Here is a 13,515-nt window from a genome sequence, read left to right as displayed (position 1 = left end):
TTGACCAAGTTGAGTATTACGGTTTACAAGCCGAAGAATAAAAAAGGTACACATATGAAAACCCGTCGCATGTTTTGGCAAGTTGCTGAAAAAATTGAAAATCTTATTGATTCCGGTATGTATCCTCCTGGAAGCCGTCTGCCGCCAGAGCGCGAATTAGCAGAAAGCTTTAATGTGAGCAGGCCTACTATCAGAGAAGCCGTGATTGCTCTAGAAGTAATGCAACGCGTTGAGGTTAAAACAAGCTCGGGGGTGTATGTACTTGAGACACGCAAAGATAGAGAGCAGCAAACCCTTGAAAAGGTGAGTGCATTTGAGCTCACTCAAGCTAGAGCGCTAGTTGAAGGCGAGGCTGCAGCGTTGGCTGCACAGTCTATTACTGCCGAGGAGTTAGCGCAGCTAAAATCTACGCTAGAGGCAATGGAGTCAGGTGTTGGCGCTGAAGCGGCTGATAGAGAGTTTCACTTAATTATTTCACAAGCGACAAAAAATCACGCTATTTTGCTTGCCGTCGAAAAGTTTTGGGAGTTACGCGACACGCTCCCTCAAGTGAAGAATGCTTATGCAAGCGTGTGTAGTCAGTCTGATAAAGACCGCTTGCTTGAACACAAAGCCATATACGAAGCCTTGAAAGTGCGTAATACACAGGCCGCTCGCTTGGCCATGCATGCTCACTTTAACCGTTTAATTAATGCACTTTTTGATATGAGTGAGGCGCAAGCACTCGAAGAGATTCGCAAAAAGACAACCGAAACTCGAGACTTGTACTCTTTGAATCATTTAGTGGGTTAGTAGCATCCGTCGCATTGTCAGGCTAGCGTTTGCCCCTTTATCTCGCAATGATAAACGAAGGCATAACATAGCTTAACGCTCTTATCTGGATTGGATAAGTTCACCCCTTAGTTTAAATCGATACAACAAGGATCTCCAAAGGAGCAGTTATCCTTACTATTTTGTACGAAGGTAACGGCTACCCCTTGTTTTGATGCTTCGCATCACTCAAAATACGATGATTGCTCTCGGCCCTTAGTTCAACTGGATAGAACGGCTGCCTCCTAAGCTTACGGTCCTCCATGAAATTGGTCACGAGGCTTCGATTCATTCTTGTATTAAGTTTCGGTTTGTCACAAAATACCCGCAAGTCAGCCACACCCCTTAGTTTAACAGGATAAAACGAGGACCTCCTAAGTCTTTGATAGTGGTTCGAGTCCACTAGGGGTGGCCAATTGTTGTACTTTTTTGACTTGTAGCTTTTGAGACGGATTAGGCTGTGTTTTGGGGACTGTGACCGTTTTGAGACCAAGTGTCATAAAAACAATTTTGGAGTTATTAAAATTGCGTTTAATCGATTAAAAATAATTAAACCCTGTGGATATGCGGAACACTCCTTGTGCGTCCTCTGAGCCAAAATATAACGCGGTTCAGCCCTGTCGATACGGGGAACACGTTTATAAGGTTACGACAGTGTTCATTAGGCGGCGGTTCAGCCCCGTGGATACGGGGAACACTCATTATTGCCAACACATGCATGGGACCACCACTAAATGGGACCATCCAACCAGCGCTATTTAATGATTTTGTCATTCAGCGAGATTTCGACTTTGGGGCTTAAACATCAGCCAACATGTAGGGATCTTAAAAAAATTAGGAGATATTAACCCAGTGGTCACGGCCTAATTATGTGACCAATCCGTGGCCCAATGTAAATGTAGCTAAATCGTTATCTCAACAAGCGGCATTCGGGGTTCATCACTTTTGCGATGATTACTGATCAAGCAATCATAAAATGCTGTTGGAAGGCCAATCAGACTAATTGCTTACTATCTAATATAAATCCAATGTCTACACTGTAATATTGCGCAATCACTAAAGTCATTTAGCCAGAGCACGACACAATAGCAATAGCTGATAATAGGCGAATGGCAACATATTAAAGGACAGGTTTGGATGGTCATATCTTCAACCACTGATTACCGGAAAGCCGCACAAAAAAAGCTCCCACCCTTTTTATTTCATTATATAGATGGCGGCTCTTACACCGAAACTACGCTTCGAAATAACATCTCAGATTTGCAAGATATAGCGCTCAAGCAGAAGGTGCTCAACGATATGTCCTCCCTCAGTTTAGAGCACAAGATGTTTAATGAAACCCTCTCAATGCCAGTTGCCTTATCTCCTGTTGGTTTGACAGGCATGTATGCAAGACGAGGTGAAGTTCAAGCGGCAAGAGCGGCTGAGAAAAAAGGCATCCCTTTTACTATGTCCACCGTTTCGGTGTGTCCGATTAAGGAAGTGACAAGTAAAATAAAAAGACCAATGTGGTTTCAGCTATATGTATTAAAAGATCGAGAATTTATGAAAGATGCTTTAAGGCGCGCTAAAGCTGAAGGCGTCACTACTTTAGTATTTACTGTGGATATGCCAACGCCGGGCGCCCGCTATCGCGACTTGCACTCAGGCATGAGCGGCCCCTATGCAGAAATACGAAGGATGTTACAGGCCATGACGCATCCTTCATGGGCACTTGATGTGGGTTTGTTAGGCAAACCTCACGATTTGGGTAATATTTCAACTTACCGAAACAAAACCACAAAGCTTGGCGATTACATTGGTTGGCTTGGCGATAACTTTGACACTTCTATTTCATGGAAAGACCTAGAGTGGATAAGAGAATTCTGGGATGGGCCTCTCATCATCAAAGGTATACTAGACGTTGAAGATGCTAGAGACGCGGCAAGGTTTGGTGCTGACGGCATTGTTGTGTCTAATCATGGTGGGCGTCAACTAGATGGCGTTATGTCTTCAGCCAAGGCGCTGCCGATTATCGCTGATGCAGTGAAAGGAGATATAAAAATTTTTGTCGATTCTGGTATTAGAAGCGGGCTAGACGTGGTTCGTATGCTAGCCTTAGGCGCTGACTGCACGATGATAGGACGCTCTTACATATATGCGTTAGCTGCGAAAGGAGAAAAAGGCGTAGAGCATTTACTCGACCTATACGCAAATGAAATGCGAGTTGCAATGACATTGACAGGCGCAAAGCGTATTAGCGATATAGGCAATCAATCTATCGCAAGAATCGTATAGCCAAGATACATAAGTAATGCAACAAGTCCAGCGCAGGACGCCATATTGCCTGGTCATGATGCCAGAGAGTGGCGATACCTATTATCAGCACAAATCATGTGTATTATCTAACCGGCACCGCCACATTGCACAGCTCGATTTTACCCGTAGGCTCAATAAACCAGTCTTCGTTACGTGTGGCTCTTAGTTCAACATAGCGGGCAAATTCGGGTGTATCGGTTTTCATCACCTCAATCACACGGCCCTCTTCTAAAAATCTGACCGATTCGATAGGCGTGGTCTCTTCAATCGTGCCATAAAACCCTAGCGCTTGTGTTCCCCGCGGTAGGCTCGACAGGTGTTCAATGCCTTGCCAAACCTTTCCAACGAGCGTGACATTTAAATCTAGATGGCGCGGCGCGTGTCCTGTTACCGCATATAATCCTGTACCGTTACCGCTGTTGCTTTCATTGCCCCTTGAGACGCCGACCATACCGTAGCAATGCGTTAAATAATGTCCTCGGTTGTTTTTCGCGGTGGGCAGACCATCGGTGAATCCTACTTGGTCAGCGTAGGCGTCGCGACTTACAATCGGTTGAAACGATGATGGCGTAGATTGCGCGTAAAATTCTACTTCGACTTTGTCTTTTGCAGACCCAATCGATTTTAGTTCAACGTCTTGATAATCGGGACTGAGCTCTGAGATTTCCCCCCACTGTGCAACATAATTGTCGTGAGAGCGAATCACACGGTTACCGTCGTAATATTGTTCGCTCACAAGGGTCTTAATATTGGTAACGTGAATGGGAGCAAATTGCTGTGCGAGCTCAATAATGACCTCTCCGTTTGGCAGAGTCATTACGATAGTGTTTTCTGGTTCAAGCTGGCGCCATGCGTTATCGTTAAGCGAATCGATTAAGGCGGCAGATGATGTGTACGCCGACAGCTGTGCACCTATTTGTGCCTCGTTGTCGATGCTGACATCTTCTTTTTCCAAACTGGACGGTGAGTTATCGCTTACCACAGCAGAATTGACCTGAGGTTCACAACCTGACAATAAAACGCTTAATGTAACGACCGCGAGTGGCGTCTTCATAAATGACTCCTATAGGCAGTTTTGCCATCGTATTTTTGAAAGGCGAAGCACAACGCATCAGTAAGCTGAAACAAAGCGTGTATGAATAGTATGGCAAACCAAGTGAAGTTTTCCTCGCTAGTCGCAAAGGTCTAAGTTACGCTCTTTTTTTGAGCCTGTAACCCTCAATTAGTGTAAATATTTCACGCACATAATGTTATTATTAAAAAACATATAGCTTTTGGTAGTAACAAGCACCAAATCCTGTTGAATAATGACTACAATACATTTATTTTTCGTCCACTAAAATAAAGGAATTCCTCATTCATGTCAGATAACAAACAAAAGATTATCTATACTTATACCGATGAAGCACCGCTATTGGCAACCGCTTCTTTGTTGCCCATTGTTCGCAGATTTACGGCTGCTGCAAATATCGAGGTTGAGTTAAGTGATATTTCTGTTGCCGCGCGAGTCATTGCAGAATTTCCTGAATTTCTTGAAGAGCACCAGCGCCTAAATGACAATCTGGCTGAATTGGGTAGACTAACGCAAGAACCCGACACGAACATCATTAAATTGCCAAATATCAGTGCATCTGTTCAACAATTGAAGACATGCATTAAAGAGTTGCAGAGCAAAGGCTACGCATTACCTAACTATCCAGATGATCCAAAGACAGACGAAGAAAAAGCGATTCGCCAGCGCTATGGTAAAAGCCTTGGAAGCGCTGTAAACCCTGTACTACGCGAAGGTAATTCAGATCGTCGTGCACCCAAAGCGGTAAAAAACTTTGCGCGTAAATTCCCGCATTCCATGGGCGAATGGAAGCAGTGGTCAAACACGCACGTTTCTCACATGCATAAAGGCGACTTTTACGATGGTGAGCAATCTATCACCTTAGATAGTGCGCGCACGGTAAGAATGGAGCTATTAGCCGACGATGGAAAAATTGAGGTATTAAAACCAGAACTTCCACTGCAAAAAGACGAAGTAATCGATTTAATGTTTATGAGCAAAAAAGAGCTTTGTGAATTCTATGAGCGCGAAATGGATGATTGTCGCGACGCAGGTATCTTGTTCTCATTGCACGTAAAAGCAACCATGATGAAGGTGTCTCACCCCATTGTGTTTGGTCACGCAGTTAAGATTTACTATAAAGATGCGTTTGAAAAACACGGAAAGCTATTTGACGAGTTAGGTATTAACGTAAACAACGGCATGGCAAACCTTTATGAGAAAATCGCAACTTTATCTAGCGCAAAGCGCGAAGAAATAGAGCGTGATTTGCATGCTTGCCAAGAAAACCGCCCTCGCCTTGCGATGGTTGATTCTTCTAAGGGCATTACAAACTTCCATTCACCAAGTGACGTAATTGTAGACGCATCAATGCCGGCGATGATTCGCTCAGGCGGCAAAATGTGGGGCGCTGACGGCAATCCATACGACTGTAAAGCAGTTATGCCAGAATCAACCTTTGCGCGCATATACCAAGAGATGATCAACTTCTGTAAATGGCACGGTAACTTCGATCCAACCACTATGGGTACCGTTCCAAACGTTGGCCTCATGGCGCAAAAAGCAGAAGAGTATGGCTCACATGATAAGACCTTTGAGTCAGCATCTGCAGGCGTAGCTCGCATTGTTGATGTAGACACTGGCGAAGTATTGCTTGAGCAACGTATTGAAAAAGGCGATATCTGGCGCATGTGCCAAACTAAAGATTTACCTATCCAAGATTGGGTGAAGCTAGCTGTTAGAAGAGCACGTGAATCTAATACACCGGTTGTATTTTGGTTAGACCCATACAGACCGCACGAAAATGAACTTATCAAGAAAGTGCGTAAATATCTTAAAGACCATGACACCTCTGGTTTAGACATTCAAATTATGTCGCAGGTGCGAGCTATGCGTTATACCCTTGAGCGTGTTGCGAGAGGTTTAGACACTATCTCTGCAACAGGTAACATATTACGTGACTATCTCACCGACTTGTTCCCTATCTTAGAGCTTGGCACCAGCGCAAAAATGCTTTCGGTAGTGCCATTAATGAAAGGCGGCGGTTTGTTTGAAACCGGCGCAGGTGGCAGCGCACCTAAGCACGTGCAGCAGCTCATTGAAGAAAACCACTTACGTTGGGATTCACTAGGTGAGTTTTTAGCCCTTGCAGTATCGATTGAAGACCTTGGTCAAAAGCATGGTAATGCCCGTGCTAAGATCCTTGCAGATACACTCGATGCGGCTACCGGGCATTTACTAGATAATGGTAAGTCTCCTTCTCGTAAAGTAGGTGAAATTGACAACCGCGGTAGTCATTTCTACTTGAGTTTGTATTGGGCAAAAGAACTGTCTGAGCAGACTGTTGATGCCGAGCTTGCGGCGCACTTTAAACCACTGTACGACCAGCTAAGTGCAAATGAAGACGTCATTATGAAAGAGCTAAATGAAGTCCAAGGCCAAGCGGTAGACATTGGCGGTTACTATAAAATTGATGACGAAGCTTGTGCAAAAGTCATGAGACCAAGTGCGACATTTAACAGTATTTTAGACGCTGCTAAATAACAACGCATTCATCAAAAAGCCCAGTGAAGACTGAGTCTTCACTGGGCTTTCTTTATGACGCTATCTTGTCGAGAGCGACACCCTATTAACAGATGCCTCTAGCTATCAAGCAATGTAAGGCGTTATTTAGGCACCTGTGGTTTTGCTAACCATTCGCGCCCCTTTAGCATGCCTTGCCAATATATAGGTGGCAGGATGGTCTCTTTTAGAAACCACGCCAAGCGAGATGGGCGCTTGCCGTTAATCAACCATGTTGGCATGCTATTTAAGATTTTGCCGCCATAGCCAAACTCCGCCAACACTACTTTGCCTCTTTCTACGGTAAGTGGGCAACTTCCGTAGCCATTGTAAATGGCTCTATTGCTATTATGGCCGCGCGCATATAGTAAGTTTGTGGCAACAATTGGAGCTTGCATGCGGGCAGCGGCCGCTGTTTTAGCATTCGGTGCATTGATCACATCCCCCAATGCAAACACATTTTCATAGGTTTTGTGCTGTAAAGTAGATTGATCAACATCCACCCAACCACTCTCGTCCACCAAAGGACTAACTCTAATAAAATCTGGCGGAGATTGCGGCGGTACAACATGTAACATATCAAACTGCTGTTTGACAATTGACTTGCCGCTATCAGACGTTACTTCAAACGTTGCTGTTTTGGTCTCACCGTCCACGGCAATCAACTCATGGGAAAAATGGAGGTTTGCACGATACTTCTCAACGTATTCCATGAGTGCAGGTACGTATTCTTTCACCCCAAAGAGCACCCCACCAGCATTATAAAAATCGACTTCAATATCAGCTAATGATTGGTTGCGATACCAATGGTCACAAGACATATACATGGCTTTTTGTGGTGCGCCTGCGCATTTTATTGGCATTGGCGGCTGAGAAAATATCGCCTTGCCCTTTTTCAATCCTTTTACCAATTCCCACGTGTAGGGAGCTAGGTCAAAGCGATAGTTAGAGGTCACGCCATTGCGTCCGAGAGTTTCAGATAAGCCTTCAATTTTGTTCCAATCAAGCTTGATGCCTGGGCAAACGACCAATTGTTCATATTTGACGATGCGGCAACCGTCAATAATCAAGGTATTCTCTTTTGGTAAAAAGGCGGCGGCCGCGGCTTTAATCCACGTTACTCCTTCAGGAATGACCGAGGCGGTGGTTCTAACGGTTTCGTTAGGGTCAAATACACCGCAGCCAACCATGGTCCAGCCAGGCTGATAATAATGTACTTCTGCAGGGTCAATAATCGCAATATCAAGCTCTGGTGAACGTGACTTAAGACTTGATGCGACCGCAATCCCAGCAGCGCCTGCCCCTACGATAACAACACTGTGCGTGTATTGCGCGTCATCAGTAGGCGTATCCCCGCCATTCTTTAAGCGCCTTACTACGCCAGATAAATCATAGCCCGCTTTTTGCGAGAGAGATAATATCTCTTCGAAGGTATGTTTTTTCGTAGCAGACATAGCCCACAGAGTTATCGAGCGCGTACCGGTGCGACAATATGCCAAGGTTGGGCCCGGAAGTTCACTTAGGGTTTGCCCAAACTTATCTACGTCGTCTTGCGTCACTTTGCCGCTAATCGCTGGCACATAAGCGCAAGCGAGACCAAGCTTTTCAGCTTCTACTTGAATTTCTGTGAAGGTTGGTTGATCCGCCCCCTCTCCATCAGGGCGATTACAGATAACTGTTTTAAAACCTAACGCCTTCAGCGTTTGCAGATCTTCGGGCATAATTTGTGGTGCAACGCCAAGTAGCGGGGTGACCGTTTTAATATCTAACATAATTATGTCCTATAGCACGTTGACTGGAATTTTAATAAATTGCTTACCGCCTGCTGACACTTCACCAAATTGGCCGTTTCTTAAATTTGCCTGCAAGCCAGGCAGCAGTAGCTTAGGTACCGCAAGTGTGGCATCTCTCGCCTCACGTTTTGACACATATTCTTCGAGTTTGGTGTCAGGTTTAATTTGTACATTTTCTTGCTTAGCTTGTCCAATGGTCACGCTTGATGTTGGGTCATTGCCTTCTGCTGGATAATCATGACCAAGGTGAACCACTGTTTCATCAGGCAAAGTAAACAAGCGTTGAATGGTTTTATACAGCATGGTTGCGCTACCGCCGGGGAAATCGCAACGAGCGGTACCAAGGTGCGGAGCAAACATGGTATCACCTACAAATATGTGTCCCTGTACTAAATAACTTACGCACGCTGGCGTATGACCAGGTGTTGACCAAACCGACACTTCTAGCTCACCGATATTGAAAGTTTGCCCCTCGCTAAACAATACATCGAACTGGTTGCCTTCTAAACACACATCCTTTTCAATTTCAAAAATGGGTACCCAAAGCTCCAACACATCTTTGATATGCTCGCCAATGCCAATCTTGCCGCCGATCTTGGTTTTCAGATAATGGGCAGCGGTAATGTGGTCGGCATGCACATGGGTCTCGAGTATCCATTCATTGCTAAAGCCACTTTTTTCGATATAGTCAATCACCGCATCTGCACTTTGCGTCGTGGCTTTACCTGCATATTGATCATAGTCTAGTACCGAGTCTATTACGGCGCATTTTTTCGTTTTAGGATCGCTGACAACATAGGTAAAAGTGGCGGTGCTTGGGTCGTGAAACGTTTTAATGTTCATATTATTTTCCTTACTAAATAAGTTCTTTGGTAATAATGAAACATGCAATTACCAAGGTAAAAACGGCAAAGATTTTTTGCAGTGCCGTCCCATCTAATTTGCCTGCTATTTTGGTCGATATTGCCATACCTAAACAGGTGGCTAGCAACATCAGGGGAAGTAACGGTACTTCTAATTCAATTCCGGCTTGCAAGTCGCCGGTAAAGCCAAGTAATGATTTAAGCGCAATAATGAAAAGTGATGAGCCAACGGCGGTTTTCATTGGCATATTCATAAAGAGCACTAAGGCAGGAATAATCAAAAAACCACCCCCCGCGCCCAGTATGCCGGTCACAACGCCAACTACCGCACCCTCTAGTACGATAAATACAAAAGACGCTTGTTTTTTCTCGGTCGCAACGTCGGCACTAGGAGTAGGCTCTTCGGTTTTTGCATAAGCTTTACGTAACATCAACACCGCAGAACTGAGCATTAATAACGCGAACAACACCATAATAGCCATGTTCTTAGATACGGTAAAAGGCGTGCTAATAATTTCATTTGGTATGGCCGGCATTAGGTATGCCCGCGTCAAATAGACAGCGATAATAGATGGGATCGCAAAAATGATGGATGCCTTAACGTCAACCAATCCATCTTTAAAGTAACGAATAGCACCAAATGCCGCTGTTGTGCCTACAATCAACAAGGAGTATCCCGTGGCTACCGTGGCATCAATGCCCATCAGATACACTAAAATGGGCACGGTTAGAATAGAGCCACCACCCCCGATAACCCCGAGAACAAGGCCCATCACAATGGCCGCCAAGTAACCTAATATGAACATCTTTACCCTATATTCATTAATCGTATATGTTATACCATAAAGACATATACATAATCTTTCAAGGCTTGCGTGTATTTTTTTTGCGCAAGATCAAGATAAATGAGAACAAAAAGATTGAGGGGTTGACGCAACCGATGCTTGCAGGGAGTGCAAGATAAGTCAGCGCACTGACGGTAACGCTTGTTGAGCCTAGCGAGCACCTTGGCACTGTCTGCTTGCGGCCATTGCGATGCTCCTTAACAGAAGGTGGTCAGTGCATGAGGCACGTATATTTATTTTAGGGTTCTTTATTTTAGGTTTCTTTCTTTTAACACCCTTTCAAGGACGTCTTTTTGCGCTGAAGGTTTTACAAGCTTATAAATCAAAAATAAAGGAATCAATGTCACCAGGCCAATACTATTGGCAAAAACACTGAACAAGATAATGCCCGCTAAAAACCCAATTAAAAACGCATGGGTAATTGCACTCGATTTTGCTTTTTTTGCCTCTACCAGAAGTTGTTCATCGCTTAGCTCAGACAGTGCCTCATAGTCCATGAAAGTGCTCCTTTGCGTTCATTACAGTTGCCAATATTGCCTTTTATCATCTTCTAGTCAAGATAGGCGATATGTATTGCCCTCATGACTATGTCAAAAAACAGCGCCGTTGTAGGCTTGAAAAAGCAATAAATTACGAGATCCGCTAGTGTTTATGACAAAAACATCGCATAGTAAAACCATATGTTACTTTAAGGGTTGTGGATTATGTATCGTAGTTTATTTCTTTTGCTCACCAAGCGTAGTTACAACTTACGACTGCGTTCACCGGCCAAACTGCCTATGCGGGGTTTTTCCCTATCCGTTTTTTGTCTGAGCTTCGCTTGCATATTTGCCCTTAGCACACCCGCTTATGCTCAGTGGGTCAATCAGTATCCCAAACTGGACGACTTTGGACATCAAATCTATCTAGAGCAACATGAGCTGCCCATCCATGCATATGGTATCACCGACCCTGCCCCCTCACCTGATGGTAAGCGCATTGCCATTTCTTCAAAAGGTTGGATTTGGTTAGTAGACATTGATACCGGTGTCGCGAATCGTTTAACTTCTGGCTCAGCCCAAGACTCTCGGCCACGATGGTCAAGGGACGGTCAACAACTCGCCTTTGTGCGCGATTTTGGCGACGACACCGCGGTGGTATTAAAACACCTCTCAAGTGGCAGCGAAATGGTCATCAACAGCCCCGCTATAGACTTAGATCCTGAGTTTTCTCATGATGGTAGCGTACTGTATTACACCAGCGGAAAGTCTGGCTCCCTCGAGCTTTACCAACGCAATATCGCCGACGGTAATGAGCAGCAAATCACGCGTTTGCCCCAAGTGGTGAGAAATGCTCGGCGCGTCGCAAACGGTAAAGGGGTGGTTTATCTACATGGTAATCGTGAGCATCGTGTGCTGCGGCATCGTGACTTTATAAGCGGTGAAGATAAGATAATTAATGCACAAACGCTTACCTATCATTTCACGTCAGACATGCATCCATCGCTTGATTTGCTCGTGTACAGCGCGCCTATTGATAACGACTATCACCTGTACACAATGAATCTTTCTGATCTCGGTGTTAAAAAAAGACTGACCTACCACACAAATTACGCAATGACGCCGGCATTCAGCGCCGATGGCAACAGCATTTATTTTGTAGATATTGGTGAAAACCGTCAGTTTGAACTCAAACACATTGCCACTGTGGGTGGCGAAATTAGCACGGTAAATATTACGCGTTGGGACTATGGTGTTGCTACCGGTCAAATGCGCTTATCGGTTTCTAATAATGAAGGCTTACCCAGTACGGCTCGCGTTAGCATTGTATCAGCCGATGGCCACCCAGTAACAAATCCCGCAGGCGCAAGCTTTTTTGATGCGCAAACCGCTCGCTCGTACTTTTATGCAGACAAAACGATTACCTTGAATTTACCGGTTGGTGACTATGCTTTGCTTGCAACGCAAGGTCCAATGGCTGAAGTCTTTTCAGCGAACGTCACCGTTAAATCAGGTGAGACGGCGTACGTCGATATTACCAACGACCTTGTATTCAATAGTCAGCGCTATGGGTATCAGTCCGCTGACTTTCATGTTCATTTGAATGGCGACGGGCATCAGCGTGCAAACCATGATGATGCTCTGGTGCAAATGCGCGGTGAAGATCTTAACTACCTCGTTCCGATGTCATGGAATAGATGGGAGCGGTTGATAGACAGCGACATTGTCGGAAAACACACGCAACATGATGCACAACATGTCGTGCAAGGCCAAGAGGTGCGCTCTCACTTTCATGGTCATATTGGCCTACTTAATGTAACTGAGCCACACCATCCTTGGTTTTTTGGTCACCTGTTTCCTATCTTAGGTGACCCCAATGTAAGCAACGCAGGCGTATTTGCTTACGCCAACAAGGTTGGTGCGTTTGCCACCTACGTGCACCCGGTCGGTGATGATGGCGACCCGTTTGCCGATGAGAACCTCACCAGCATACCATTAGAGCTTGTGTCTGATGGCGTGCTTGAAGCAAAAATGGGACTGGAGATTGTATGCGCATGGACTAGCCCAATTGCCAACGCACAACTGTGGTATCGCTTATTAAATATTGGTCGCCCGGTGAGCGCCATGTCGGGCACCGATACGTGGATAGATTTTCACAGAGTACCCACCGTTGGCACCGGACGCGCCTATGTTAGACCTCTTGAAACCCCAGACATGAAAGATTCAGTATTAGCCGGCGCCATTGCAGGGCGAAGCTTTGTGACTACCGGGCCGAGTCTTTTGTTTAGCGTGGGTAATGCCAAGCCAGGAGACACAATAGACGCGGGCAAGCAGACGTTTTCACTTGATATCAGCTCTACCGTTGACCTAGATGTAGTAGAAATCATCGTTAATGGCGAAGTTGTTGAAACCTTTTCGGGCGTAGCGGCTGGCAAAACAACAAACTTCAGCGGCAGCCTCACCTTACCTGAAGGTGGCTGGATTGCTGCTCGAACAATGACCTCTGAATTAAAGCAAGATAGCTGGCCAACCATGCACGCCCGCCCGTTCGCGCACTCATCGCCTATTTGGATAAATGAAATAGGCAGTATCGAACAAACTGCAAGAAAGGCCGCAGCGCAAGATTTGATAAGAGCTATCAATGCCTCACAGCAACGAGCAAAGGATGCTTATAAAGAGCAAGATATGCCAAAACTGTACGAGCGTTTTGAGCAGGCTCGCCAGAGGCTTCAAGGTATGCTTTGAGGCTACATACAGTAGGTCATACAAAAAGCATCCTCGGCCTTTGTTGAACAGTATATGTCACCCAGGTAA

9 protein-coding genes and 1 tRNA gene are annotated in these 13,515 nt (G+C 45.3%); 5 read left to right on the top strand and 5 right to left on the bottom strand.

From position 1 onward, the window contains the following. The first annotated feature begins 54 nt into the window (after positions 1–54). The 3 genes from KJ365_RS07710 to lldD all read left to right on the top strand — a co-directional run bounded on the left by KJ365_RS07710 (position 55) and on the right by lldD (position 3,087). A complete protein-coding gene (locus KJ365_RS07710; protein WP_214451036.1) occupies positions 55–792 on the top strand; it encodes a FadR/GntR family transcriptional regulator in 738 nt (245 codons plus the stop codon). A gap of 357 nt (positions 793–1,149) precedes the next feature. Then, a tRNA-Arg gene (locus tag KJ365_RS07705) sits at positions 1,150–1,225 on the top strand. A gap of 722 nt (positions 1,226–1,947) precedes the next feature. After that, on the top strand, positions 1,948–3,087 hold the full coding sequence (gene lldD / locus KJ365_RS07700; protein WP_214451035.1) for an FMN-dependent L-lactate dehydrogenase LldD: 1,140 nt from the start codon (positions 1,948–1,950) through the stop codon (positions 3,085–3,087). Between the two features lie 103 nt (positions 3,088–3,190). Here the strand turns inward: lldD and KJ365_RS07695 are convergent, their stop codons facing one another. Beyond that, positions 3,191–4,162 (bottom strand): peptidylprolyl isomerase, encoded by a 972-nt coding sequence (locus tag KJ365_RS07695; protein ID WP_214451034.1) that lies wholly within the window; start codon positions 4,160–4,162, stop codon positions 3,191–3,193. 306 nt (positions 4,163–4,468) lie between these two features. On the opposite strand from KJ365_RS07695, the gene KJ365_RS07690 reads away from it, so the two are divergent. Next, positions 4,469–6,703: an NADP-dependent isocitrate dehydrogenase gene (locus KJ365_RS07690; protein ID WP_214451033.1), complete on the top strand. Its 2,235-nt coding sequence runs from the start codon at positions 4,469–4,471 to the stop codon at positions 6,701–6,703. Between the two features lie 122 nt (positions 6,704–6,825). Here KJ365_RS07690 and KJ365_RS07685 read toward each other — a convergent pair whose 3' ends face one another. From KJ365_RS07685 to KJ365_RS07670, 4 genes are all read right to left on the bottom strand, one after another. After that, positions 6,826–8,493: a bifunctional protein tyrosine phosphatase family protein/NAD(P)/FAD-dependent oxidoreductase gene (locus KJ365_RS07685; protein ID WP_214451032.1), complete on the bottom strand. Its 1,668-nt coding sequence runs from the start codon at positions 8,491–8,493 to the stop codon at positions 6,826–6,828. 9 nt (positions 8,494–8,502) lie between these two features. Then, positions 8,503–9,357 (bottom strand): MBL fold metallo-hydrolase, encoded by an 855-nt coding sequence (locus KJ365_RS07680; RefSeq protein ID WP_214451031.1) that lies wholly within the window; start codon positions 9,355–9,357, stop codon positions 8,503–8,505. Between the two features lie 13 nt (positions 9,358–9,370). Further along, positions 9,371–10,183 (bottom strand): sulfite exporter TauE/SafE family protein, encoded by an 813-nt coding sequence (locus KJ365_RS07675; RefSeq protein WP_214451030.1) that lies wholly within the window; start codon positions 10,181–10,183, stop codon positions 9,371–9,373. A 287-nt stretch (positions 10,184–10,470) separates the two neighbouring features. Beyond that, positions 10,471–10,719 (bottom strand): hypothetical protein, encoded by a 249-nt coding sequence (locus KJ365_RS07670; RefSeq protein WP_214451029.1) that lies wholly within the window; start codon positions 10,717–10,719, stop codon positions 10,471–10,473. A gap of 207 nt (positions 10,720–10,926) precedes the next feature. On the opposite strand from KJ365_RS07670, the gene KJ365_RS07665 reads away from it, so the two are divergent. Continuing rightward, complete coding sequence (locus KJ365_RS07665; protein ID WP_250884069.1) at positions 10,927–13,446, top strand: CehA/McbA family metallohydrolase; 2,520 nt, start codon at positions 10,927–10,929, stop codon at positions 13,444–13,446. The last annotated feature ends 69 nt before the right edge of the window (positions 13,447–13,515 follow it).

Origin of the sequence: Glaciecola sp. XM2 (assembly GCF_018595715.1) — a bacterium.
Classification (GTDB): domain Bacteria; phylum Pseudomonadota; class Gammaproteobacteria; order Enterobacterales; family Alteromonadaceae; genus Glaciecola.
The sequence above is the reverse complement of the archived record's forward strand: the minus strand, read 5'-3'. Positions and strand labels throughout refer to the sequence as shown.

What these genes read in the sequence shown, in the direction of transcription:
- KJ365_RS07710 (WP_214451036.1), top strand. Translation starts at nt 55, where the DNA reads ATGAAAACCCGTCGCATGTTTTGGCAAGTTGCTGAAAAAATTGAAAAT.
- lldD (WP_214451035.1), top strand. Translation starts at nt 1,948, where the DNA reads ATGGTCATATCTTCAACCACTGATTACCGGAAAGCCGCACAAAAAAAG.
- KJ365_RS07695 (WP_214451034.1), bottom strand. Translation starts at nt 4,162, where the DNA reads ATGAAGACGCCACTCGCGGTCGTTACATTAAGCGTTTTATTGTCAGGT.
- KJ365_RS07690 (WP_214451033.1), top strand. Translation starts at nt 4,469, where the DNA reads ATGTCAGATAACAAACAAAAGATTATCTATACTTATACCGATGAAGCA.
- KJ365_RS07685 (WP_214451032.1), bottom strand. Translation starts at nt 8,493, where the DNA reads ATGTTAGATATTAAAACGGTCACCCCGCTACTTGGCGTTGCACCACAA.
- KJ365_RS07680 (WP_214451031.1), bottom strand. Translation starts at nt 9,357, where the DNA reads ATGAACATTAAAACGTTTCACGACCCAAGCACCGCCACTTTTACCTAT.
- KJ365_RS07675 (WP_214451030.1), bottom strand. Translation starts at nt 10,183, where the DNA reads ATGTTCATATTAGGTTACTTGGCGGCCATTGTGATGGGCCTTGTTCTC.
- KJ365_RS07670 (WP_214451029.1), bottom strand. Translation starts at nt 10,719, where the DNA reads ATGGACTATGAGGCACTGTCTGAGCTAAGCGATGAACAACTTCTGGTA.
- KJ365_RS07665 (WP_250884069.1), top strand. Translation starts at nt 10,927, where the DNA reads ATGTATCGTAGTTTATTTCTTTTGCTCACCAAGCGTAGTTACAACTTA.